We start from the raw sequence: 24,328 nt of genomic DNA, 5'->3' as shown, positions 1-24,328 counted from the left end.
CCCTCTTCGGGGCCATTTTTTTTGCCTGGACGACCGGTTGCTCGCGGGGAAATACCCCCTTGTGCTCCCGCCTTCGTCGCTCTAATATTTGCAAACCGAATTACGGAACCATGGCTCCGAAAAACGGAACCGATACAAACAGGGGCGATGTGGATCGCGAGGTGAGGAAGTGAGCATTCTCGAAGGCGTGGAAAGCGTGCTGGACCTGTTCGGGCATGACCGGCACGAAATCACGTTCAACGATGTCCTGGACGAACTGGGCCTTGCCAAGAGCTCGGCCTCGCGCCTGCTCGCCCAGATGGTGCGCTACCGTCTGCTGGAATTGCAGCCGGCCACGCGGCGATATCGCCCGGGCACCCTGGTGATCCGCGCGGCACAGGCGGCCACGCAGGCGCATCCCTTCGACGAGCAATGCCGCGAGATCCTGGCGGCGTTGTCCGATGCCACGGGCTTCACTGCCTACCTGTCGATGCTCGACGGCACCGACACCGTCGTGCTGCAGCGCCTGAACGGGAGCAACCCGGTGCAGGTGCTGTCGCCGCCCGGCGCACGCCGGCCGGCCTTCACCACGGCAATGGGCCGGGTCCTGCTGTCGCGCCTGCCTGAGACTGAATTCAGCGCGCGCTACGCCGGTGCCCGCAAGCTGCCGGATGCGCCCGCCGGCTGTCCCGCCACCGTCACCGAACTGCGCGAACGCGTGGCCACGGCCCGCCGCGAGCGCAGTGCCATCGCCGTGAACGAAGGCATGCCAGGCATCGGCGCCGTCGCCACCACGCTGGCAGACCCGCTCTCTGGCGACGTGCGCGGCCTCTGCCTGTCATTCACCGCGATGCAGGTCAGCCAGGCCCAGGCCCAGGCGCTGCGCGAAGCGCTGGTGCAAGCCGTGGCACCGGTGGGACAGCGCCTCGGCGACCCGCTCTGGCTCGACGCCGCCTCGCTTAACTAGACACCGCCAGACACCGCCGCAAGGTCCCATGGAACTCCTGTTACTCAGCAACTCCAGCAGCGACGCCGGCTACCTGGTCCACGCCCAGGCGGCAATCCGCGAACTGGCCGATGGCCGCCAGACTGCCTGCTTCATCCCTTTCGCTGGCGTCACACGCGACTGGGACACCTACGAAACACTGGTCCGCGATGCCTTCGCGCCGACCGGCATCGCGGTGCAATCGCTGCACCGGCTGGCCGGGCCGGCTGAGGCCGTGCGCGCCATCGAGGCGGCCGAACTGATCGTCGTTGGCGGCGGCAACACCTTCCGCTTGCTGCAATGCCTGCGCGAGCGCGGCTTGCTGACGGCCATCGCGGCTCAGGTGCGCTCGGGTGCGGCGCGCTATATCGGCTGGAGCGCCGGCGCCAACCTGGCCTGCCCCACCATCAGCACCACCAATGACATGCCGGTGACCGATCCCGGCGGCCTGGACGCGCTCGGGTTGGTTCCCTTCCAGATCAACCCGCACTACTTCAACCTGGTGGTACCCGGCTTTCGCGGCGAAACACGCGACCAGCGCCTGGCCGAATTCACCGTGCTGAAGCCAGAAGTGCCGGTGCTGGGCCTGCCCGAAGGCAACTGGCTGCGCATCTCGGACGATCGCATCGAGATGGGCGGCGCCCATGCCGCGCGATGGTTCAAGGGCGCGGACATCGCCGACGTCCGCCCCGGCGCGCTGTCACTGCCGCGCTGAATCTGCCGGCCCGAACCCGGCGCACGGCTCCCTCCCAGCCCCAGGATGTAAAACAATATGTCTATGAAGCAGGTGATTGAATCGATCGAGCTGCTGTCGGCGGCGAATGTCGACGGCGAAGCCGTCGCCTCCCTGCTGCGCGCGCGCGGTCTCGGCGATGTCAGTGTGACACGCGTGGAAGAGAACGGCCTCTACACCGACTTCCTCGCCTGCACGGTGCCCGGGCAGAACCCGGACGCGCCCGCGCTGGGCGTTGTGGGCCGGCTGGGCGGCGTCGGTGCGCGCCCAGCCGTGACGGGCCTGGTATCCGATGCCGACGGCGCCATCGTGGCGGTCGCCACCGCCCTGAAGCTGGCCGACATGGCCGCCGGCGGCGACGTGCTGGCCGGTCCGGTGCGCATCCATACCCACATCTGCCCGCACGCCGCCACGCGGTCGCACCAGCCCGTGCCGATGATGAAATCGCCCTTCGCGATGCGCAAGATGATGTCGCACGAGGTGCACCTGCGCATGGCGGCGATCCTGTCGGTCGACACCACGCGCGGCAACCGCTTCGTCAACCGCCGCGGCGTGGCGCTGACGCCGGTGGCCAAGGAAGGCTGGCTGCTGCGCCTGCCGGAGCGGATGCTGGACCTGATGGGATGGGTCAGCGGCGAGCTGCCGATGGTATTGCCGCTGACCACCCAGGACATCACGCCGTACGAGAACGGCCTGTGGCATGTCAATTCGATCATGCAGCCCGCCATCGTGACCCCTGCCCCGGTCGTGGGCGTGGCACTGACCGCGCAGACCACGGTGCCGGGGTGCGCAACCGGCGTCACCAACGCCTTCGACATCGACGTGGCGACACGCTTCTGCATCGAGGTGGCGAAGCTGTTTGGCCAGGGCCAGTGCGACTTCTTCGACGCGGCCGAGTGGGCCGAGCTGCAGCGCCGCTATGGCTCATTGGCGCACCTGCAGACCGTGGGGACCGAGGCATGAATGCCGCTGCCCCACGCCTGCCGCGCGTGGCCTTCGTCACCATCGGGCAGTCGCCCAGGACCGACATCGTCCCGCAGATGGTTGACGACCTGGGCCTGGCGGCGACGGTGGAAGAGTTCGGCATCCTGGACGCGCTGAGCCGGGAAGACATTGCCGCGCTGGCGCCCGCGCCCGGCGAATACCGCTTTGCCAGCCGCCTGCGTGACGGCACGCAGGCGGTGATGGGCAAGCCGGTGGCCGAGGCCATGCTGGCCCGGCTGATGACCTCGCTGGACGACGGCCGCTTCGACGCGCTGGTGCCGCTGTGCACCGGCACCGCGCTGCCGCCGATGCAGACACTGGTCATCGAACCGCAGCAGGTGGTGGATCACCTGACCGTGGCGCTGGCGCAGGGCTGCAAGCGGCTAGGCATCGTGTTGCCGCTGGAGGCACAGGTGAGCGGCTTCCACCTGATCCGGCCCGTGCCCTGCGAACTGCGCGTCACGCATGCCTCGCCTTATACCGATGCAAGCACCGGGCGCTTCGCGCAGGCCGGCGAGACCCTGCGCGGCTGCGACCTGGTGGTGATGCACTGCATGGGCTACACCGAAGCCATGCGGGCCGAGGTGGCGCGCCATGCCGGCGCCCCGGTGCTGCTCTCCAACCGCATGGTGGCAACGCTGCTGCGTCAGGTCCTGGCTGGTGCCACCGGCTGACTCACGGCAACAAGCGCATGCATTTCCGGGTAAGGGCAAGCCCGCTGACAGATTGCCCATGACACTGCTGGGGTGGAAGCAACAATGGAAAAGGTAGCGAAGTGGATGGGGCCGCTGGCACGCGGCGTGATGTGGATGAGCCTTGGCGCGGCGGCGATGCCCGGCGCGCAGGCGCAGGAGTGGAAGCCGACCAGGCCGGTGCGCCTGCTGGTGGGCTTTGCGCCCGGTGGCTCGGCCGATCTGCTGGCGCGCCTGGTGCAGGCGCCGCTGTCGGAAAGCCTCGGGGTGCCGGTCGTCGTGGAGAACGTGCCGGGCGCGGGCGGCAATATCGCCGCCGACAAGCTGGCCAAGGCACCGGCCGACGGCTACACCATCGGCATGGGCGCCGCCGGCGCAATGGCGGTGACGCACCTGCTCAACCCCAAGGGCACGCCGTACAAGGCGGACGATTTCACGCCCGTCGTCATGCTGGCCACCCAGCCCAATGTCGTGATCGTCAGTCCGGCCCTGCCGGTCAAGACCATGGCTGACTTCGTCGCCTACGTCAAAAAGACGCCGCAGGTCACCTATGGCACCGCCGGCGTCGGCACGTCGAATCACCTGATTGCCGAAACCATGCTGCACGGCCTTGGCATCGACATGGTCCACGCGCCGTACAAGGGCGCCACCCCGGTGATCACCGACCTGATGGGCGGCCATATCGCCATGACGGTCGACAACATCACCACCGCGGCGACGCTGGCCAAGACCGGCAAGGTCAAGGCCCTGGCCGTCACCGGCAGCAAGCGTTCGCCCTTGTTGCCGGAAGTGCCGACGCTAGCCGAGAGCGGCCTGAAAAACTTCAACATGCCGACCTGGCAAGGCATCTTCGGACCGAAGGACCTGCCCAAGGCGATCGTGACCCGCTACAACCAGGCGCTGGTCAAGGCGCTGGCGAACCCGGAAGTCAGGAAGAAGATCGCCGAATTCGGCTCCGAACCCGTGGGAGATACCCCGGAGCATTTCGCCGGGTTCCTCGCCCAGGACCGGAAGATGTGGGCCGACGTCATCAAGACGGCCAAGGTCACGCTCGAGTAATTGCCGACGGGGCGCGCTGACGCCCCTCGCACGTTACAGCTTGACCAGCCGCTCCGGCCGCAACGCGCCTTCGCGCATGCGCGCCACGCCCAGCAGGCGGGCCGGCGTGCCGGCGTAGACGCGTGCCAGCGCATCTTCGGCCAGTTGGGTGCCGGCCGGCAGGTCGCGCTGGGCGATGCGCTGGCCCTGCAGGAAACGCCCCGCCGCGGCATCGTCCAGATGCACCGGCACGCATTTCTGCAGCAAGGCATCCACCGGGGCCAGCATGGCCGGGCGTTGCGCGTCGTCCTGCTGTTCGATCTGCTCCAGCGTCACCGCGCCGTCCAGCGTCAGGTCACCCACGGCGATCCGGCGCAGGCCGGTCAGGTGCGCGCCGCAGCCCAGCGCCTCGCCGATGTCCTCGGCCAGCGTGCGGATATAGGTGCCCTTGCTGCATGTCACCCGCATCGTGAACGACGGGGCCTCGGGCAAGGCGCAGTCCAGCAGTGCGATCGCATGGATGGTGATACGGCGCGCCGCGCGCTCCACGGTCTGGCCGGCGCGCGCGTATTCGTACAGCGGGCGGCCATCCTTCTTCAGCGCCGAATGCATCGGCGGCACCTGCTCGATTTCGCCCAGGAAGCTTGCCAGCGCCTGCTCCACCGCGGCGCGGTCGCAGCTGACCTCGCGCACGTCGAGCAGTTCGCCTTCGGCGTCGCCCGTGCTCGAGCGCGCGCCCAGGCGCACCTCGGCGTCATAGGTCTTGTCCGCTTCCAGCAGGTCCTGCGAGAACTTGGTGGCCTCGCCGAAGCACAGTGGCAGCAGCCCGGTGGCAAGCGGATCGAGCGTGCCGGTATGCCCGGCCTTGGCCGCGCGCAACAGGCGCTTGGCGCGCACCAGCGCGTCGTTGGACGACAGGCCCAGCGGCTTGTCGAGCAGCAGCACACCATGGACCTCGCGGCGCGGCAGGCGCGGCGGACGGTTGGCGTTCGAATCGGTCATCGGGAGAAAGCCGGAGAAAGCGGGAGGCGACGATGCAGCGCGGATGGCGCCCGCGGCGAGGGTAGCCCATGCCAGTCGGCACGGGCGCCGGCATCAGTCGTCTTTCGAACGCGTGGCGTTCGCTTCGTTGATCAGCTTGGACATCTCGATCGCATGTTCGACCGAGGTATCGTGGAAGAAGCGCAGCGTCGGCACGGTATGGATATGCAGGCGCTTGTACAGCAGCGAGTGCAGATAGCCTGACTTTTCGTTCAGGATGGCTTCCGCTTCGGCGGCTTCGGCGCCCAGCACGGTGAAATACACCTTGGCGTGCGCATAATCAGGCGTCAGCGTGACCGACTGCAGCGTGACCAGGCCGAGGCGCGGGTCGCGCAGTTCGCGCTGGATCATCTCGGCCAGGTCCTTCTGGATCTGGTCGGAGATGCGGAGATTGCGGGAGGAGATATTGCCTTTCTTGGCCATTCAATACTGTCTAGTCGAGATGACAACGGCAGGCCGAAGCCTGCCGTTGCTTGCGACGCCTTACAGCGTACGCGCCACCTCTGTGATTTCGTACACCTCGAGCTGGTCGCCTTCCTGAACATCGTTGAAGTTCTTGATCGACAGACCGCACTCGAAGCCTTGCTTGACTTCCTTGACGTCGTCCTTGAAGCGCTTGAGCGAATCCAGCTCGCCGTCGTGGATGACCACGTTGTTGCGCAGCACGCGCACCAGCGAATTGCGCTTGACCAGGCCGTCGGTAACCATACAGCCGGCCACCGCACCGATCTTCGGCACGCGGAACACCTGGCGCACCTCGACCTGGCCGATGGTGGTTTCGCGCTTCTCCGGCGCCAGCATGCCCGACATCGCCGCCTTGATCTCGTCTACCGCATCGTAAATGATGTTGTAGTAGCGGATATCGATGCCGTTATGCTCGGCTAGCTTGCGCGCACCCGCATCGGCACGCACGTTGAAGCCGATGATGACCGCCTTCGAAGCCGTCGCCAGGTTGACGTCGGATTCGGAGATGCCGCCCACGCCGCCGTGCACGATCTGCACGCGCACTTCGGCAGTCGACAGCTTCTGCAGTGACTGCACCAGCGCTTCCTGCGAACCCTGCACGTCGGCCTTGACGATCAACGGCAGCGTCTGCACTTCGCCTTCGGCCATCTGCTCGAGCATGTTCTCGAGCTTGGCGGCCTGTTGCTTGGCCAGCTTCACGTCGCGGAACTTGCCCTGGCGGAACAGCGCGATTTCACGTGCCTTGCGCTCGTCCGGCAGCACCAGCACTTCCTCACCGGCGGCAGGCACTTCCGACAGACCCTGGATTTCCACCGGGATCGACGGACCGGCTTCCTTGGTCGCCTTGCCGTTCTCGTCCAGCATGGCGCGCACGCGGCCGTAGGCGCTGCCAGCCAGGACCACATCGCCACGCTTGAGCGTGCCGCTGCTGACCAGGATGGTTGCGATCGGGCCCTTGCCCTTGTCCAGCTGGGCTTCCACCACCAGGCCCTTGGCCGGGGCATCCACCGGTGCCTTCAGTTCCAGCACTTCGGCCTGCAGCGAGACCTGCTCCAGCAGGTCTTCGATGCCTGCACCGGTCTTGGCGGACACCGGCACGAACGGCGAATCGCCGCCGTATTCTTCCGGCACCACCTGCTCGGCCACCAGTTCCTGCTTGACGCGGTCCGGGTTGGCATCGGGCTTGTCGATCTTGTTGATCGCCACCACGATGGGCACGCCGGCAGCCTTGGCATGCGCAATCGCCTCCTTGGTCTGCGGCATCACGCCGTCGTCGGCCGCGACCACCAGGATCACGATGTCGGTTGCCTTGGCGCCGCGGGCACGCATGGCCGTGAAGGCCTCGTGACCCGGGGTGTCCAGGAAGGTGATCACGCCGCGGTCGGTTTCCACATGGTAGGCACCGATATGCTGCGTAATGCCGCCGGCTTCGCCCGCGGCCACCTTGGTGCGGCGGATGTAATCCAGCAGCGAGGTCTTGCCGTGGTCGACGTGACCCATCACGGTCACCACCGGCGGACGCGGCAGCAGTTCGGCGTCTTCGTGTTCCTCGCCGTCCACCACCAGCAGGGCTTCCGGATCGTCCAGCTTGGCGGCGTACGCCTTGTGGCCCATTTCTTCCACCACGATCATGGCGGTTTCCTGGTCCAGCACCTGGTTGATCGTCACCATCTGGCCGAGCTTCATCATCTGCTTGATGACCTCGGATGCCTTCACCGCCATCTTGTGGGCCAGGTCGGCCACGGAGACGGTTTCAGGCACGTGCACTTCACGGATCACCGGCTCGGTCGGCGCCTGGAAGTTGCTGCGGCTGTCGTCGTGCTGCTGCTGCCTGCTGCCGCGGCCACGCGGGCCACCGCGCCAGCCGCCCACGCCGCCCGACGAATCGCCGCGCGTTTTCAGGCCGCTGCCCTTCTTGCGGCTGCCTTCGTCCTGCCACGTCGACGAGGTGCCGGCCTTGACGACCTTGCCCTTCTTGTCGGCGGTGGTGGTGGTGGCGGTCGCGGTCACCGGTTTCTTCTCGCCCGGCTTGGCTTCGGTCGCACCTGCCGGCTTGACCGGCTTGTGCAGCGTACCGGTCTGCTCGGCCTTCTTTTCCTCGGCCTTGCGCTCGGACGGCGCCTTCAGCACGCGTGCCGGTGCGTTCAGCATCTGCTGGATCGCGCGGGCTTCGGCTTCGGCGGCTTCGCGGCGCTTGCGCGCAGCGATTTCCTGCTCGGCGCGGGCCTTGTCGGCGGCGGCCTTGGCCTCGTCGGCAGCCTTCTGCGCCTCGGCGCGCTCGGCGGTGACGCGGGCCTTCTCGTCCTCGGCCTTCTTGCGCGAGGAGTCCTCGTTGGCTTCGGTCACGGCGCGCGAAGCGGCAGCCTCTTCCTCCGCCTTGCGGGCGGCGAGTTCGGCCTGGCGGCGCTGTTCAGCCTCCAGTGCTTCCTGGCGGGCGCGGCGCTCGGCTTCCTCGCGCTCGGCTGCCTCGCGGGCGGCCTTGGCTTCGGCTTCCTGGCGCGCCAGCTGCTCGGCCTGGCGGCGTTCTTCCTCTTCGCGGTGCGCCTCATCGGCAGCGTCCACGGCCGGGGCTTGTGCCTCGACACCGTCGGCCTGGGCATCATGCGCAGCTTCGTCGCGCTTGATCAGCACGCGCTTCTTGCGCACTTCGACCTGGACCGTGCGGGTCTTGCCGGCGCCATCCGACTGGCGGATCTCGGAGGTTTCGCGCTTGGTCAGTGTGATCTTCTTGCGGGCGCTGTCGTCGGCCTGGCCGTGCGAGCGCTTCAGATAGTCCAGCAGCCTGGTCTTATCCGATTCCGTGATGATGTCCTCTGGCGTCGCTTTGCCCACCCCAGCCGCCTGCAATTGTTCCAGCAGGGCAGCTGCGCTGCGACTCAGTTCTGCGGCCAGTTGGGCAACTGTTGTGCTTGCCATTCAAACCCTTTCAATGCTTGGTTTCTACGTCGGGACAAATTGTTGCGGAAAGCGCGCCCGGGCCAGGTGTAGGCCGGCCCGGCCGTGTCCCTCAGGTGAACCAATGTTCCCGTGCTTTCATGATCAGCGACTTGGCTTCTTCCTCGCTGACACCGGTCATCTCGACCAGCTCGTCCACGGCCAGTTCGGCCAGGTCGTCACGCGTATGGATATCGCCTTCGGCCAGCTTGCCGATCAGTTCCGGGTTGAGGCCGTCGAGCGAGCGCAGGTCCTGCGACACCTCTTCCACCTTTTCTTCCCGGGCCAGTTCCATCGTCAGGAGCGCATCACGCGCGCGATTGCGCAGCTCGTTGACGGTGTCTTCGTCAAAGGCCTCGATCTCCATCATTTCACTGATGGGGACATAAGCCACTTCTTCCAGCGTGGAGAAGCCTTCCTCGATCAGGATGTCGGCAACTTCCTCATCCACGTCCAGCTTGGACATGAACAGCTTGCGCACGACATCGCTCTCTTCGGCCTGCTTCTGCGCCGATTCTTCCTGGGTCATGATGTTGATCTGCCAGCCGGTCAGCTCGGACGCCAGGCGCACGTTCTGACCACTGCGGCCGATCGAGACGGCGAGGTTTTCCTCGTCGACCACCACGTCCATGCTGTGCTTCTCTTCATCCACGACGATCGACTGCACTTGCGCCGGCGCCAGCGCGCCGATCACAAATTGCGCCGGGTCTTCCGACCACAGCACGATGTCCACCGCCTCGCCGCCGATCTCGTTGCGCACCGCGGTGACGCGCGTGCCACGCACGCCCACGCAGGTGCCGATCGGGTCGATGCGCTTGTCATGCGCGACCACGGCAATCTTGGCGCGCACGCCCGGATCACGGGCTGCCGCCTTGATCTCCAGCAGGCCCTGCTCCATTTCCGGCACTTCGTTCTCGAAGAGCTTGATCAGGAACTCGGGCGCGGTGCGCGACAGTTCGATCTGCGGGCCGCGCGCGGCGCGGTCCACATTCAGGATATAGGCACGCACACGGTCGCCCGTGCGCAGGTTTTCCTTGGGGATGATCTGGTCGCGGGCCAGCAGCGCTTCCACGCGGCCGGATTCGACGATCAGGCCCTTCTTGTCGGCGCGCTTGACCGTGCCGGTCATGATCTTCTCGCCGCGATCCAGGTAGTCGTTCAGGATCTGCTCGCGCTCGGCGTCGCGGATGCGCTGCAGGATCACCTGCTTGGCAGCCTGCGCACCAATGCGGCCGAACTCGACCGACTCGATCTGCTGCTCGATAAAGTCGCCCAGCTCGATGCCGGGGTTTTCATCGCGGGCTTCGAACAGCAGGATCTGCTTGTCCGGCTCCTGCAGGCCCAGCTCGTCGGGAACGACCAGCCAGCGGCGGAAGGTTTCATGCTCGCCCGACTCGCGATCGATCGCGACACGGATATCCACGTCTTCCTCGAAACGCTTCTTGGTGGCCGAGGCGAGCGCCGCCTCCAGGGCACCGAATACCACATCTTTGTCGACGTTCTTCTCACGCGCAAGCGCATCGACGAGCAACAGAACTTCGCGGCTCATTGCTTGTTCCCTTTTCTTTGATTTCCTTTGAAGTCGATCACCGGCACCAGGCGTGCCTTGTCGACATCGGATACGGCAAATTCCAGCAGCGCCGGGCCATCTTTGCCCTCGAACTCCAGGCCAATCTTCTCCTCGCCCGCCGCGCCGGTGGGCTCGCGCAGGATGCCTGTGAAGTTCTTCTGTCCGTTGACGGGCAGGCGCAGCGTCACGCGCGCCTCCTCGCCGGCAAAGCGGATGAAGTCGGCCAGCTTCTTCAACGGCCGGTCCAGTCCGGGCGACGAGACCTCGAGGCGTTCGTAGTCGACGTTCTCGACCGTGAACACGTGGGTGAGCTGGCGGCTCACCTTTTCACAATCCTCGATGGCAATGCCGGTTTCAGGCTGATCGATATAGACACGCAGCAATCCAGCCGGGGCACGCTCGAGCTCGACCAGCTCATATCCCATGCCGCTAAGGGTGGTTTCGATCAAATCTGCCAGATGCACTGTTATCCCGAGTAATGGCCATCAACACCGTGGCAGGCAAACCCGCCGGTGCCGTCCGGGACGACCCTGCTGCAGCCCTGCCTGTCCGCCACCCCCCCGCCCCAGCGGAGAGAACCGAAAAACGGGCGAACCAAAAAAAAATGGGCGCAATGCCCATCATTCGCCCATCCTCGACGAGGATGGCTTTTTGAATAGACTTGAATTATACGCGGATTATGTCGAAAAGGCAAAAGCCAGACATTTCCGCACACTGCATGCGGCGCCAGGCGGCGTTCTGCCCGCCGAGCGCCGCAATCAGCGCTTATCGGTTGCCGCCGCGGTTGCCACCGCGATTGCCGCCACCACCGCCTCCGCCGCTGCGCGGGGAACGGTTACCGCCCGGCTTCGCCGCCTTCGGCATGACATTGCCATTGGCTTCGCCACCGCCGCGGCGCGGCTTGCCCTGGCCCTGGCCCTGGCCCTGGCCGCCTTGACCGCGCATGCCGCCCATGCCACCCATACCAGCGCCACCGCGGCCCTGGCGCGCACCGGTACCGCGCCCACCGCCCAGGTTGGCCGCGTGCGAGGTCAGCAACGTCGGACCGTGGCTGATATAGCCCATCGACGTCTTCATCGGATCCGGCTGGCCGCTGCGGCCGCTGCCGCCGCGGGCACCGCCCTGGTCGAAGCGCGGCAGGCCGTCCATGCCCGTGGGCATCGGCATGCCGGCAATCGCGGCTTCGGTGCGCTGCTTGCGTCCGCCCACCTTGGTGGCGCCCTTGGGGGCCTGCTCGCCCTTGCCCGGCACCTTCAGGCCGACACCGGTCATCAGCGCCTTGACGTCATTCGGCTCCACTTCCTGCCAGCGGCCGCGCTTGAGGCCGCGGGGCAGCAGGAACTGGCCGTAGCGGGTCCGGATCAGGCGCGACACGGTCAGGCCGACCGCCTCGAACATGCGGCGCACTTCACGGTTGCGGCCTTCGGTCAGGGCCACGTGGTACCACTGGTTGACGCCTTCGCCACCGCCGTCGGCAATGCGCAGGAAGTTGGCCTCGCCGTCGTCCAGCTTGATGCCGTGCAGCAGGCGCTGGCGGTCGGCTTCGGCCAGCTCGCCCAGCGTGCGCACCGCGTACTCGCGCTCCACGCCGTAGCGCGGGTGCATGAAGCGGTTGGCAATATCACCCGACGTGGTGAAGATCAGCAGGCCTTCGGTATTGAAGTCCAGGCGGCCCACCGCGACCCACTTGCCGGTCTTGATGCGCGGCAGGCTGTCGAACACGGTCGGACGGCCTTCCGGATCGGACTGGCTGACGATCTCGCCGGCGGGCTTGTGGTACAGCAGCACGCGCGGCGGCTTGGTCGACACCTTGCGGTGGATCAGCTTGCCGTTCACGCGGACCTGGTCGGCCGGCAGGATGCGCTGGCCGATGTGCGCCGGCAGCCCGTTGACCGAGACCCGGCCCTGCAGGATCAGTTCTTCCATCTCGCGGCGCGAGCCCAGCCCGCCCTCCGCCAGCACCTTGTGCAGCTTGGGCGCGTCGTCGTCGGCCGACAGCTCGCGCACCGGCTTGGCCTTGGTGCGCGGAATGACGGTGTCTTCGCTGTCGTACTGCTCGGAGATCACGAAGCGGAACAGGTCTTCGCTGCTCGCCGCAGTCTTTTCACCGCCGCCCTGGCCCGGGCCCTTGCGCGGCGCCTGCGGCTTGCCACCTTCCTTGCGGCGGCCCTGCTGGCGCGCGCCGGCGCCCTGGGCCTCGCCAGGCGTTGCCGGCTTGCCGGCGCGCTGGCCCGGCTTGCGCTTGCGGCCGGGCTGCTCGGGCTTGTCGGTGCCTTCGGCCCTGGCCGCGCGGTCAACCTTGTCGGCCTTGCTGTTGCCCTGGCCGCCCTGGCCGCCCTGGCTTCCCTGGCCGCCCTCGCCCTGACCCGTCTTGCGCTTGCCGCGGCCACGCTGGCCACCGCGCCCGCCGCCAGCCGCCTGTGCGGCGCCCGGCTCACCGGCATCGCCCTGGCCGCCGGCGCTGGCGCCTTCGGCGCCCTCGGCACGGTCCTGCGCCGCCTGGCGGCGCGATGCCACCAGGTTCCTCAGCCCGCGGCGCAGCCCCTTGCGGCGGGGCGCGGCTTCGCTGCCCGATCCGGGTTCTGCGGCGCCGGTGTCGGCGGATGCGCCCGCATGGCGGGTGTCTTGCTCAACGGAATCAGACAAGGTATTCACTATCGGATGTTGCATGTTGTTCAGTTCGGCACGCGCTCGTCGTGCTCGCTCGGGTGCGGCGGGTTGCCGTCTTCGGGCAGTTCGCCCCGCGCCCCGTCCGGATTGGGTACGGCTGGTTCGGTGGAATCGTTCGAATCAGCCTCGGCAGCCACCGGCTGCAGCGGCTGCACATCGAAGCCATTGGCGCCTGCGTCGACCGGACCGGTCTCGTCGGCTTCATTCTCGCCAGACGCTTCGGCCGCGGCCGCGCTGTCAGCCTGGCTGGCCGGCTCGGCAAAAGCTTCTTCGTCGGCGCTGGCCGGCTTGTTCGCCGCCAGGTCTTCAAAATTGATCGCCTGCTGCTCCAGCAAGGCTGCCTGCGCCTGTGCCTGGGCGTCTTCCAGCGGCGGCAGCTCATCCAGCGTGCGCAGGCCAAGATCGTCCAGGAACGCCTTGGTGGTGGCATACAGCGCGGGCCGGCCGGGCACGTCGCGGTGACCGATCACCTCGATCCAGCTGCGGTCCTCCAGCTTCTTGATCACTTCCGTGCTGACGGTCACGCCCCGGATTTCCTCGATATCGCCCCGGGTCACGGGCTGGCGGTAGGCAATGATCGCCAGGGTCTCCATGACGGCGCGCGAGTATTTTGGCGGTTTTTCCGGATTCAGGCGGTCGAGGTATTCCCGCATTTCCGGCCGGCTCTGGAAGCGCCAGCCGCTTGCCAGCGCCACCAGTTCCACGCCGCGCGGCCGCCAGTCCTGGCGCAGTTCCTCGAGCAGCACGCGGATGGTGTCTGCACCGACGTCGTCGTCAAACAGTCGCCGCAGATCATTGACGCGCAACGGTTCCTGCGCGCAGATCAGCGCCGTCTCGAGGACGACCTTCGCCTCTTGGGTATTCATGTTGATGGTGTGCAGCCTGTCTTTGCACCTGCTCCCGGACGGATCCGGGGCACCGGAGATTTTGGATACAGCGGTGCGAAAGCCACCGCCATCTCATTGCGCAGCGAGCCGGATACCTGCTGTATCCAAGCCGTGCACTTCCCTTTCTTTGCATCGAGTTGCCGGGTCGTTCCGGCAGGAGATCGTCCGCACGCCGCCATGAACCGGCCAGCGGACCTCTTGCGTCGCGCATCCGCACACTACGGACGTCGCTGTCAGCGAACTGAACGCCTCGGACGCAAGAAAAAACGGGTATCGGGAGCTAGGCCGGCATCTACAACACCACGGTGCCAGCCGGACTTTTGAACCAGATCTTTTGAACCGGATGGACCGCGGGGGCGGGACGGGCATCGAAAACCTTCCGCTTCCCTTGTCCTGAGCGCGCCTTCTGGTAGGAAGGCCGCCTGGCGCTGCTCGCCGCTGCTTACCGCGGCCTGTCTGACTCCGCGCGATACCGCAATGTTGGCGATTGTATGGCATTCCCGCCTCTGCCTGCAACCATCATCCGTTGTCCAAGCGGCGCCAACGCCTCAGAAAAGTCCCAGACGGCATCAAAACACCAGACAGAACCCCTGCCCGGCCAGCGAATGTGGCAGCAGCACCGCTCGCGCAATACCAAGGCCGCCAAACGCCATCACCGCGAGGCCGGCCCCCAGCCGCACGCCGGGACGCCTCGACAGCAGCCGCAAATAGCCCGACAGCCCCGACAGAACCAGCAGATTCGGCAGCGTGCCGAGCCCGAAAACCCCCATGACCAGCGCCCCAGAGCCCGCGTTGCCTGCCAGCAGCGCCAGCGTCAGCGCGCCATAGACCATGCCGCAGGGTACCAGGCCCCAGGCCAGCCCTACCCCATAGCGCCGCGCCAGACCGCCGCGCGCCCGCACGAATGCCGGCATGCCGCCCGCCAGGCGGCCCAGCCGCCGCGCCGCGGCGGCACTGCCACGCGCTGCCAGCCGTTCCAGCCGGTTCACGCTAAAGGTACTGCCGTGCAGCAGGCGCCAGCCCGACCACAACAGCATCACGCTGCCCGCGCCGAACAGCCAGCGCTGCACCGGCAAGTAATCCTGCTTCCATGCCGAGGCGCCGGCGGCACCCAGCGCCGCGCCCAGCAGCATATAGGTCGAAATCCTGCCCATGTGCATCACCAGCAACTCACCAAGCCAGGCGGCGCGGCTGCGCACCAGGCTGACCGTCGCGGGCATCCCGCGCCGCTGTTCCACCGCCAGGGCCACGCCACCACACATTGCGGCACAGTGGACACCGCCCAGCAAAGCCAGCAGGAAAACGCTGATCAGCACTCCAAATGTCAATTCTGTCTCCCTGCAGGATCACATCGCACGTTAAAATGTACCAATCGCGCCCTCGCTGCCATTTCTAGCAGGTTCCAATTGCTCACCTCCATTCCCATTACCGAGATGTCGCCCCGTTGCTCCACTTGTGCGATGGGGCAGCTGTGCCTTCCGGTTGGCATGTCGCAGCAAGACCTCGCCAAGATGGACACGCTGGTGCAAGAGCGCATTCGCGTGCACAAGGGTGAAACCCTGTACCGCATGGGCGATCCACTCACCGCCGTCTATGCCATCCGCTTCGGCACGCTCAAGACCCACGTCACCACCGAAGACGGCCGCTCGCAGATTACCGGCTTCCATCTGCCCGGTGAAATCGTCGGGCTCGACGGACTCGGCGAGATGCAGCATGCCTCCGATGCCGCCGCGCTGGAAGATACCGAGGTATGCGTGGTCCGCATGAACGAGCTGCAATCGCTGTCGGCCGACCTGCCGTCGCTGCAGCAGCAGTTCCTGCGCCTGATGGGCAAGGAGATCACGCAAGACCAGCTCATGCTGGTCACGCTGGGTTCGATGCGCGCCGAGGAACGCCTTGCCGCCTTCCTGATCAACCTGTCGGAGCGGCTGTCGGCGCGCGGGTATTCGGCGTCCGAGTTCGTGATGCGCATGAGCCGCGAAGAAATCGGCAGCTACCTTGGGTTGAAGCTGGAAACCGTCAGCCGCCTGTTCTCCCGCTTTGCCGAAGCGGGCCTGATCCAGATCCGCCAGCGCCATGTCAAGCTGGTCGACATCGACGGCATCAAGCAACTCTACAGCCGCACTTGCTGAGCCATCGCCTCTGTCGGCGCCGCATGTGGCGCCGGCAGCGACGATGGCCGCGCCAGCCTCATTCCAGTTCGTCAGTATCGGCCAGCCGCGTCGGCATGGTGTAGAGCGTCAACCCGCTCGACAGCGCGCAGAACACCCAGGCCAGCAGAAAGCCGACGGTGTAGACCGACTCGCGCGACGATTCGATCGGGTGGCCGAAGAACTTCAGGTCACCGGGATCGACAACCGAAAAGACCGTCGCGGTCGCAAAGCCGGCCATCAGGAACCCCGGCCAAAGTACCCACATCAGCCAGCGCAACCTCATGGCTGCCTCGCTGTGGCAGGCCTGGGCGGCGTGGCCCCGGGCTTCTCCACCACCAGGCCATGGCGCGTCGCGCCCTGCACAGGCATGTCGGGATGCGTTGACGCCAGCCAGATCGTCACGCCGCACGCCACCATGGCCGCCAGCGGACCGCTCATCAGCAGCCACGGCCACGGCTCCTTCCACCACGGATTGCCTTGCTGATTCATCTTGCCCCCTTCGTCTTGGCGACTACGTCCGAGTCCCCTGGCTTCACAAATCGCGCGGCACGATAAAACTGGTGGATTGCCGGATTTCGGCATGCCCCCGCTCCGTGCCTTCGCTCGTTACTGTCACGCTGATCTTGTGCGTGCCCTGCGCCGCGGCCTCGACCGGCACGCGGATCCGGATCGGCAGCAACCGGTTGGAGGTCGGCGCCAGCAATTCGGCCTGCTTGTCGTACTCCACCGTCAGGTTCTTCAGTTCATCGCTGTCGGCGCTTACCCGGATCCGCACCGGCGCTTCGGTCGTGTTGATCAGCTGCAGGCGATAGACGTTCTCAATCCAGCGTCCTTCCACTTCCCGGCCGAGCGCGCCGCGGTCGCGGATGATGTCGACCTTCAACGGCGTGCGCAGCGCGATGGACGCCAGGAATCCGGCCAGCAGCGCGACCCAGATCACTGAATAGATGATCACGCGCGGACGCAGCAGCCGCTTGCGCGACGCCACGGCAGACAAGCCTTTGCGCATCGCGTTCTCGGACGTGTACCGGATCAGGCCGCGCGGGTAGTCCAACTTGTCCATCACCTGGTTGCAGGCGTCGATACACGCGCCGCAGCCGATGCATTCGTACTGCAGGCCATCGCGGATATCGATGCCCGTCGGGCACACCTGCACGCAGATGCTGCAGTTGACGCAATCGCCCAGGCCCGCCTTGTGGTGGTCGGTCTTGCGCGAGCGGCTGCCGCGCGGCTCGCCGCGGCCGACGTCGTAGGTCACGACATAGGTATCGCGGTCCACCATCACGCTCTGGAAACGCGCATACGGGCACATGTACTTGCACACCTGCTCGCGCATGAAGCCCGCGTTGCCCCAGGTGGCGAACGCATAGAACAGCATCCAGAACGCCTGCCAGGGCCCCAGCGACAGGGCCAGCACCTCGCCGCCCAGTTCACGGATCGGGGCGAAGTAGCCGATAAAGGTAAAGCCGGTCCAGAGCGCGATCAGCACCCACAGCAAGTGCTTGGTCGCTTTGATACGGAACTTGCGCAGGCTCCATGGATCGCCGTCGAGACGGATGCGCGCGATGCGGTCACCTTCGACCCGCCGCTCGATCCACATGAAGATCTCGGTGTAGACCGTCTGCGGACACGCGTAGCCGCAGAACAACCGCCCCGCGATCGCCGTGAACAGGAACAGCGCCAGCGCGGAGATGACCAGCAGCACCGCCAGGTAGATGACGTCCTGCGGCCACAGCACCAGCCCGAAGATATAGAACTTGCGCTCGCCAAGGTCGAACAGCACGGCCTGGCGGCCATTCCATTGGAGCCAGGGCGTGCCGTAGTAGATCAGCTGGGTCAGGATCACCAGCCAGACCCGCCAGCTGGAGAAGGCGCCCGTCACCGAGCGCGGATAGATCTTGCGGCGGACCTCGTAGAGCGTTTCGTCCGAGGTCTCGCCCGGCGCAGCGGCCGACCGTTGCAGGTCGGCCGCGCGGGCCCTTTCCTCAGTCCCGGGTGCGTTCATGGGCATGCTCTCCCGCGAGCCACCAGCGCCCGCTCACATGAGTCGTCGGTCATTTCCCGGCTCCGCCCCCGGTATTGGACAAACCCCAGACATAGGCGGTCAGCATGCGGATGCGCTCGGGGGTCAGGATTTCCTCATGCGCCGGCATATGGTTGTTATGGCCCTTCAGGATGGCATCGACAATGCTGGCTTCCGAGCTGCCATAGAGCCAGACGTTGTCCGACAGGTTCGGCGCGCCGAGCGCCTGGTTGCCCTTGCCGCCGGAGCCGTGACAGGCCGCGCAGGTCGTCTTGAAGGTGCCCTCGCCGCGCGACGCGCGGATCGGATCCGACGACAGCCCGGACAGCGAGCGCACGTACTGCGCCACATCGCCCGCCTGCTTGCCATCGATTGTTGAAGCGAACGACGGCATCACGCCGTTGCGGCCCTTGGTGATGGTCTGCTGGATCGTTTCCGGGTCGCCGCCATACAGCCAGTCATTGTCGGTCAGGTTCGGGAAGCCGCGGCTGCCGCGCGCGTCCGAGCCATGGCACTGCGCGCAGTAGTTCAGGAACAGGCGTTGGCCGATCTCACGCGCCTGCGGGTCCGCCGCCACCTGCTTGACGTCCATCTTCAGGTACTTGGCGTAGATCTCGTTCTGCATCTGCTCCTGCGCCGCGCGGTGCGCGGCCAGTTCGCCCTGCGTGGAGAACTTCAGCACGCCGGCATATGAACCGAGGCCCGGATACAGCACCAGGTAGACCAGGCTGAAGATGCAGGCCAGCAGGAACATCCACATCCACCATCGCGGCAGCGGGTTGTTGAGCTCGCGCAGGTCGCCGTCCCAGACGTGCCCGGTATCTTCGGTGCCACCGGCAGTCTTGGTGATCTTGCGTTGCGAGAACAGCAGCCACACGCACCAGACGATGCCGATGAGCGCGATGCCGGCAATGTAATAACTCCAGAATTCGGAAATGAAATCGCTCATGGCTAGGTGTTCCGGCTCGATGTTGTCGTAGGTTCGTCAGGCAGCGCGAACGGCAGCATGGCGGATTCCCGGTTGGCGGCCTGCCGGCCGGCCGACCAGGCCCACCAGCAGATCCCCAGGAAGACGACCATCGACACGACGGTCGCAATGGCAGTGATCATGGCCATGGTTACTCCTTGGGCGCCGCTGCCGCGGCGGAATCCACGCGCACATTGCGGCGGTTGGTGCCCAGGCCCTGCAGGTAGGCAACCAGCGCGTCCTCTTCGGTCTTGCCCTTGAGCGCTTCCGGTGCCTTGCCGATCTCGGCGTCGGTGTAAGGTACGCCCAGGCGGACCAGCGCGCGCATGCGGGCCTGGATATCGTTGGTGGGCAACTCGGCCTTTTCCAGCCACGGGTACGACGGCATCACCGATTCCGGCACCACGTCGCGCGGATTGCGCAGGTGGATGCGCTGCCAGTCATCCGAGTAGCGCCCGCCCACGCGCGCCAGGTCGGGACCGGTACGCTTGGAGCCCCACAGGAACGGGTGGTCGTAGACCGACTCGCCCGCCGTGGAGTAATGGCCATAGCGCTCGGTCTCGGCCTGCAGCGTGCGCACCTGCTGCGAGTGGCAACCGACGCAGCCTTCGCGGATATAGATATCGCGCCCCATCAGCCGCAGCGGCGAATACGGCGTGATGCCCGGATCCGGCTCGGTGGTGGAGTGCTGGAAGAACAGCGGCACGATCTGGACCAGACCCGCAATGCTGACCACGAGGATCGTGCAGATGATCAGCCAGCCGATGTTCTTCTCCAGCGTTTCGTGGGAAAAGAAGCGTTGTTTGTCGGACATCTTTCTATCCTGGATTGATCAGTGGGCAGAGGCAGTGATGCTGGCCGGGATCGGCGCATCCACGGCGCGCTTGCCGACGATGGTCTTGAGCACGTTGTAGGCCATCAGCAGCATGCCGGACAGGAAGCACAGGCCACCCAGCAGGCGAATCAGGTAGAACGGGTACTTGGCCTTGACCGCCTCGACGAAGGCATAGGTCAGCGTGCCGTCAGGCTGCGTGGCGCGCCACATCAGGCCTTCCATCACGCCGGCGATCCACATCGAGGCGATATACAGCACCACGCCAATGGTCGCGATCCAGAAATGCCACTCGATCAGGCGGACGCTGTACATCTGCTTTTCGCCAAAGAGCCGCGGGATCAGGTAGTAGAGCGAGCCGATCGAGATCATTGCGACCCAGCCCAGCGCGCCCGAGTGCACGTGGCCAATGGTCCAGTCGGTGTAGTGCGAGAGCGCGTTGACCGTCTTGATCGACATCATCGAGCCTTCGAACGTGGCCATGCCGTAGAACGACAGCGCCACCACCAGGAACTTCAGGATCGGGTCGGTGCGCAGCTTGTGCCAGGCACCCGACAGCGTCATGATGCCGTTGATCATGCCGCCCCAGGACGGCGCCAGCAGGATCAGCGAGAACACCATGCCGAGCGACTGCGCCCAGTCCGGCAGCGCGGTGTATTGCAGGTGGTGCGGGCCAGCCCACATATAGGTGAAGTTCAGCGCCCAGAAGTGGACAATGGACAGGCGGTAGGAGTAGATCGGGCGTTCGGCCTGCTTGGGGATGAAGTAGTACATCATCCCCAGGAAGCTGGTGGTCAGGAAGAAGCCCACGGCGTTATGGCCGTACCACCACTGGATCATCGCGTCCTGCACGCCGGCATAGGCCGAGTAGGACTTCCACATCGACACCGGCATCTCGATGTTGTTGACGATGTGCAGCAGCGCGATGGTCAGAATGTAGGCGCCGAAGAACCAGTTGGCGACATAGATGTGCCGGGTCTTGCGCTTGACGATGGTGCCGAAGAACACGATCGCGTAGGCCACCCAGACCGCGGTGATCAGCAGGTCGATGGGCCATTCAAGCTCGGCGTACTCCTTGGAGCTGGTGATGCCCAGCGGCAGCGTGATGGCGGCCGCGACGATGACCAGTTGCCAGCCCCAGAACGTGAACGCGGCGAGCGGGCCGCAGAACAGGCGGGCCTGGCAGGTGCGCTGGACCACGTAGTAGGAGGTCGCGAACAGCGCGCTGCCGCCGAAGGCGAAGATCACCGCATTGGTATGCAGCGGGCGCAGCCGGCCGAACGACAGCCAGGGCGTGTTGAAGTTGAGTTCGGGCCAGATCAGCTGTGCTGCCAGCAGCACGCCGACGGCCATGCCGACGATCCCCCAGACTACCGTCATGACAGCGAACTGTCTTACGACGCCGTAATTGAAGGTGTCGACGCGTGAAGACGCGGCAGTGACATCCATTCAGACCCCCAAAGCTTAGAGAAGAGAAAAAACCTACTGACAGCGTGACTTTAGGAAAACTGTGCCGCGGGCGCGTTGATCTTTATCAAGTCGCTCCGGACACGCGTTGAACCTGCATGCGAGGCCCCGGTCGGAGGCCCGCTTTTGCCGCGGATTCAGGGCTTGTCGTTGTCCAGCAGGATCGATTCGGCGGGCCGGTCCAGGTCGTCGTACTGCCCGGCATGAAGGGCCCACCACAGCGCGCCTGCGATGACCACCACGAGCACCAGGCTCATCGGCACCAGCAGGTAAAGCGTTTCCATCGTCAGGCTCCCTTGTGGCGCGGCTTGCCCGCGCGCAGCAGGCGCCAGGCATTGGCGACCACCAGCAACGACGACAGCGACATGCCGACGCCGGCCATCCATGCCGTGACCAACCCTGTCGCCGCCAGCGGAATGGCGACCACGTTGTAGAAGAAGGCCCAGCCCAGGTTCTGGCGCACCACGCGGCGCGTCTGGCGCGATACCGCGAGCGCGGTGGCGATCTCGGCCACACCCCCATGCGTCAGCACCGCATCCGCGCCGGCCTGGGCCAGCGGCGCGCCGCTGCCGATGGCAATCGACACCTGCGCTTGCGCCAGCACCGGCGCGTCGTTGATGCCATCGCCCACGGCCAGCACCACCGCCCCGCCCTGCTGCAGCCGCGCCACGTAGTCGCGCTTGCCTTCGGGCGTGACCTCCGCGGCCACGCGGCTGATGCCGAATTGCGATGCCCACCAGTGCACCGCCGCGACGTTGTCGCCCGAGACCAGATGGCAGCGCACACCCAGTGCGTGCAGGCGTGCAAGCAACTCGGGGGTCTGCGGCCGCTCGACATCGGCCAAGATGAAGCGCGCCAGAAGCCCGGTTTCGGCACCGAGCCAGACGACGGTCGCACCGGGATGGGTGGGGTCGCTGGACACTGCGCGCGTTGGCGGGCCGTCGGCCACCAGCGCCGCGACATAATCGGCACGGCCCAGGCGCAGCCGGCGGCCGGCCACGACCGCCTCCAGGCCCTGGCCCGGGACATTGCGCATGCCGCTGACCTGCAGCGGCATGCCGGCGCTGTCCTGCGCCGCGGCCACCAGTGCGCGCGCGATCGGATGCTCGCCGCCGCGCTCCATCGCCGCGGCCAGTGCCAGGCATCGGGCCCGATCGGCGTCGGCCAGCGGCTCGACCGCCGCTACCGCAAAGCGACCTTCGGTCAGCGTGCCGGTCTTGTCGAGCACCACGTCGGTGACGCGCGCCAGTGTTTCCAGCGCATGGCCGCGCGTCAGCAGCACGCCACGCCGCGACAGCGCCGCACCGGCTGCAGCCAGTGCTGCCGGCGTGGCCAGCGACAATGCGCAAGGGCAACTGACGACCAGCACCGCGATCGTCACCAGCAAGGCGCGCGACGGATCGATCCAGAGGCCCCACACCACGCCCGTCAGCGCCGCCAGCGCCAGCAGCGTCGCCACGAACCAGCCCGCGACGCGGTCGGCCAGTGTCGCCAGGCGCGGCTTCTCCGCCAGCGCGCGGTCCAGCACCGCGACGATCTCGGCGAGACGGGTGCCGGCGCCGACGCGGGTCACGCGCAATTCGAGTGGACTGGCCGTGTTGAAGCTGCCGGCCAGCACGGTTTCGCCTGCCGCGCGGCGTACCGGGCGGCTCTCGCCGGTCAGCATGGATTCATCGAGTTCGCTGGCGCCTGCCACCACGGCCCCATCGGCCGGGACGATCTCGCCGGCCTTGACGCGGATGAGATCACCCGTGCGCAGGCGCGCGACCGGGACGCGCTCACCGGCGGCACCGGTCGCGGCCAGCCGCTCGCAGGTGGCCGGCAACTGGCGCGCCAGCATCTCGGCGCCGCTGCGCGAGGCCTGGCGTACGCGCAGCTCCAGGTAGCGGGCCAACAGCAGGAAGGCGACGAACATCGTCACCGAATCGAAATAGACCTCGCCCACGCCGCGCACCGTGGCCAGCGCGCTGGCGGCAAAGCCCGCGCCGATGCCGATCGCCACCGGCACGTCCATGCCCATATGGCGCTGGCGCAGGCTGCGCCAGGCGCCGGCAAAGATCGGCGAGGCGGCATAGAACACCACCGGCAATGTCAGCGCGAAACTGGCCCAGCGCATCAGCTGGAGTTGCCCGGGGTCGATGGTGGCTTCGTGCGTGTAGATCGGCCACGCATACATCATGACCTGCATCATGCCGAGCATGGCCACGGCCATGCGCATCAGCAGCCCGCGGCGCGCGCGCCGGTCCTGCTGGTCGGTACGCGAGACTTCGAACGGCCAGGCCATGTAGCCGATGCCGGCCAGCGCGGCCAGCAGCCCCGCCACCGACTGGGCGCCTTCGCGCCAGCGCACCACCACGCGGCGCGTGGCCACGTTGGCGACCGCGGACTCCACACCCGGCTGGCGGCTCAGGTGTTGTTCGATCAGCCAGGCGCAGGCGGCGCAACGGATATTCTCGGGCGCCAGCGTGATCTCGGCGCGGCCGCCGTCGAGCGGGCGGACAAACTGGGTGCGCAGTTCCGGGGTGTCGTAAGCGGCCCAGATCGGCTCGGCCTCGCGCCGGGCGTCGTCGTCGATGGGGCGGGCGAAGCGGGCTTCATCCCCATAGAGATGGGCAAAACCGGCTGCATGGAGGGTCTGCGCCAGGGCCTGGCACCCGCCGCAGCAGAACACCCGGCGGCTGCCGTCCAGCTCGGCGGCAAGCGGCTCGACGTCGGTGACGGGCAGGCCGCAATGGAAGCAGGCCAGCCGCGCGCCGGCGCCGGCCGCGGCCGTGCCCACGGCATCGCGATCGATGGCCGGCGGGAATGGCGCCAGCAAGCTGGCCGAAGGACTGGTGACTGGGGGCGGCGACATGGGAACCTTGTTCTACCCAGTGGAGGGTATATGCGGGTCCCCGAATCGACCTTG

The 24,328-nt window shown here is 66.6% G+C and carries 23 protein-coding genes; 6 read left to right on the top strand and 17 right to left on the bottom strand.

Annotation, left to right across the window (positions count from 1 at the left end; all coding sequences use genetic code 11):
* Positions 1-169 precede the first annotated feature (169 nt).
* The 5 genes from ACZ5MJ_RS06340 to ACZ5MJ_RS06320 all read left to right on the top strand — a co-directional run bounded on the left by ACZ5MJ_RS06340 (position 170) and on the right by ACZ5MJ_RS06320 (position 4,432).
* Positions 170-946, top strand: coding sequence for an IclR family transcriptional regulator (locus ACZ5MJ_RS06340; protein ID WP_464222990.1), 777 nt, complete (start codon positions 170-172; stop codon positions 944-946).
* A gap of 28 nt (positions 947-974) precedes the next feature.
* Positions 975-1,679 (top strand): dipeptidase PepE, encoded by a 705-nt coding sequence (gene pepE, locus ACZ5MJ_RS06335; protein WP_464222989.1) that lies wholly within the window; start codon positions 975-977, stop codon positions 1,677-1,679.
* 57 nt (positions 1,680-1,736) lie between these two features.
* Complete coding sequence (locus tag ACZ5MJ_RS06330) at positions 1,737-2,660, top strand: DUF1177 domain-containing protein (RefSeq protein WP_464222988.1); 924 nt, start codon at positions 1,737-1,739, stop codon at positions 2,658-2,660.
* The gene (locus ACZ5MJ_RS06325; protein ID WP_464222987.1) at positions 2,657-3,355 is read left to right on the top strand and encodes an AroM family protein; all 699 of its coding nucleotides are present in this window, start codon (positions 2,657-2,659) and stop codon (positions 3,353-3,355) included. The genes ACZ5MJ_RS06330 and ACZ5MJ_RS06325 overlap by 4 nt, the downstream gene beginning before the upstream one ends.
* 84 nt (positions 3,356-3,439) lie before the next feature.
* Positions 3,440-4,432, top strand: a complete 993-nt coding sequence (locus ACZ5MJ_RS06320) for a Bug family tripartite tricarboxylate transporter substrate binding protein (protein ID WP_464222986.1) — start codon at positions 3,440-3,442, stop codon at positions 4,430-4,432.
* A 33-nt stretch (positions 4,433-4,465) separates the two neighbouring features.
* On the opposite strand, the gene truB is transcribed toward ACZ5MJ_RS06320, so the two are convergent.
* The 8 genes from truB to ACZ5MJ_RS06280 all read right to left on the bottom strand — a co-directional run bounded on the left by truB (position 4,466) and on the right by ACZ5MJ_RS06280 (position 15,306).
* A complete protein-coding gene (gene truB / locus ACZ5MJ_RS06315; RefSeq protein WP_464222985.1) occupies positions 4,466-5,413 on the bottom strand; it encodes a tRNA pseudouridine(55) synthase TruB in 948 nt (315 codons plus the stop codon).
* 93 nt (positions 5,414-5,506) lie between these two features.
* A complete protein-coding gene (gene rbfA, locus ACZ5MJ_RS06310; protein ID WP_115014120.1) occupies positions 5,507-5,875 on the bottom strand; it encodes a 30S ribosome-binding factor RbfA in 369 nt (122 codons plus the stop codon).
* 60 nt (positions 5,876-5,935) lie between these two features.
* Positions 5,936-8,833: a translation initiation factor IF-2 gene (gene infB, locus ACZ5MJ_RS06305; RefSeq protein WP_464222984.1), complete on the bottom strand. Its 2,898-nt coding sequence runs from the start codon at positions 8,831-8,833 to the stop codon at positions 5,936-5,938.
* Positions 8,834-8,924: 91 nt separating this feature from the next.
* The gene (nusA, locus tag ACZ5MJ_RS06300) at positions 8,925-10,400 is read right to left on the bottom strand and encodes a transcription termination factor NusA (RefSeq protein ID WP_464222982.1); all 1,476 of its coding nucleotides are present in this window, start codon (positions 10,398-10,400) and stop codon (positions 8,925-8,927) included.
* Positions 10,397-10,885, bottom strand: a complete 489-nt coding sequence (rimP, locus tag ACZ5MJ_RS06295; protein WP_306849022.1) for a ribosome maturation factor RimP — start codon at positions 10,883-10,885, stop codon at positions 10,397-10,399. Before rimP ends, nusA begins: the two co-directional genes overlap by 4 nt.
* 301 nt (positions 10,886-11,186) lie before the next feature.
* A complete protein-coding gene (gene rluB, locus ACZ5MJ_RS06290; protein WP_464222979.1) occupies positions 11,187-13,091 on the bottom strand; it encodes a 23S rRNA pseudouridine(2605) synthase RluB in 1,905 nt (634 codons plus the stop codon).
* Between the two features lie 5 nt (positions 13,092-13,096).
* Positions 13,097-13,957 carry an SMC-Scp complex subunit ScpB gene (gene scpB, locus ACZ5MJ_RS06285; RefSeq protein WP_464222977.1) on the bottom strand — a complete coding sequence of 287 codons (861 nt, stop codon included), beginning with the start codon at positions 13,955-13,957 and terminating at the stop codon, positions 13,097-13,099.
* Positions 13,958-14,547: 590 nt separating this feature from the next.
* Positions 14,548-15,306, bottom strand: a complete 759-nt coding sequence (locus tag ACZ5MJ_RS06280) for a sulfite exporter TauE/SafE family protein (protein WP_464222975.1) — start codon at positions 15,304-15,306, stop codon at positions 14,548-14,550.
* Between the two features lie 78 nt (positions 15,307-15,384).
* On the opposite strand from ACZ5MJ_RS06280, the gene fnr reads away from it, so the two are divergent.
* The gene (gene fnr, locus ACZ5MJ_RS06275; RefSeq protein ID WP_464222974.1) at positions 15,385-16,110 is read left to right on the top strand and encodes a fumarate/nitrate reduction transcriptional regulator Fnr; all 726 of its coding nucleotides are present in this window, start codon (positions 15,385-15,387) and stop codon (positions 16,108-16,110) included.
* A 58-nt stretch (positions 16,111-16,168) separates the two neighbouring features.
* Here the strand turns inward: fnr and ACZ5MJ_RS06270 are convergent, their stop codons facing one another.
* The 9 genes from ACZ5MJ_RS06270 to ACZ5MJ_RS06230 form a co-directional block, all read right to left on the bottom strand.
* A complete protein-coding gene (locus ACZ5MJ_RS06270; protein ID WP_464222972.1) occupies positions 16,169-16,414 on the bottom strand; it encodes a hypothetical protein in 246 nt (81 codons plus the stop codon).
* Positions 16,411-16,620 (bottom strand): hypothetical protein, encoded by a 210-nt coding sequence (locus ACZ5MJ_RS06265; RefSeq protein WP_464222970.1) that lies wholly within the window; start codon positions 16,618-16,620, stop codon positions 16,411-16,413. Before ACZ5MJ_RS06265 ends, ACZ5MJ_RS06270 begins: the two co-directional genes overlap by 4 nt.
* Positions 16,621-16,663: 43 nt before the next feature.
* A complete protein-coding gene (gene ccoG, locus ACZ5MJ_RS06260) occupies positions 16,664-18,136 on the bottom strand; it encodes a cytochrome c oxidase accessory protein CcoG (RefSeq protein WP_464222969.1) in 1,473 nt (490 codons plus the stop codon).
* A gap of 49 nt (positions 18,137-18,185) precedes the next feature.
* Positions 18,186-19,103, bottom strand: a complete 918-nt coding sequence (ccoP, locus tag ACZ5MJ_RS06255) for a cytochrome-c oxidase, cbb3-type subunit III (protein WP_464222967.1) — start codon at positions 19,101-19,103, stop codon at positions 18,186-18,188.
* A gap of 2 nt (positions 19,104-19,105) precedes the next feature.
* A complete protein-coding gene (locus tag ACZ5MJ_RS06250) occupies positions 19,106-19,270 on the bottom strand; it encodes a cbb3-type cytochrome oxidase subunit 3 (protein ID WP_042886423.1) in 165 nt (54 codons plus the stop codon).
* Positions 19,271-19,272: 2 nt separating this feature from the next.
* Positions 19,273-19,935, bottom strand: a complete 663-nt coding sequence (ccoO, locus tag ACZ5MJ_RS06245) for a cytochrome-c oxidase, cbb3-type subunit II (protein WP_464222965.1) — start codon at positions 19,933-19,935, stop codon at positions 19,273-19,275.
* 18 nt (positions 19,936-19,953) lie between these two features.
* Positions 19,954-21,402, bottom strand: a complete 1,449-nt coding sequence (gene ccoN, locus ACZ5MJ_RS06240) for a cytochrome-c oxidase, cbb3-type subunit I (RefSeq protein WP_464222962.1) — start codon at positions 21,400-21,402, stop codon at positions 19,954-19,956.
* 155 nt (positions 21,403-21,557) lie between these two features.
* Positions 21,558-21,704: a cbb3-type cytochrome oxidase assembly protein CcoS gene (gene ccoS, locus ACZ5MJ_RS06235; protein WP_010809469.1), complete on the bottom strand. Its 147-nt coding sequence runs from the start codon at positions 21,702-21,704 to the stop codon at positions 21,558-21,560.
* 2 nt (positions 21,705-21,706) lie between these two features.
* Entirely contained in the window at positions 21,707-24,274 is a 2,568-nt protein-coding gene (locus tag ACZ5MJ_RS06230; RefSeq protein ID WP_464222958.1) for a heavy metal translocating P-type ATPase, read from the bottom strand.
* Positions 24,275-24,328: the final 54 nt, after the last annotated feature.

Source organism: Cupriavidus sp. LA-1, assembly GCF_055385985.1.
Note: the sequence above shows the minus strand (reverse complement) of the source record. Positions and strands in the feature narration are given on the sequence as shown.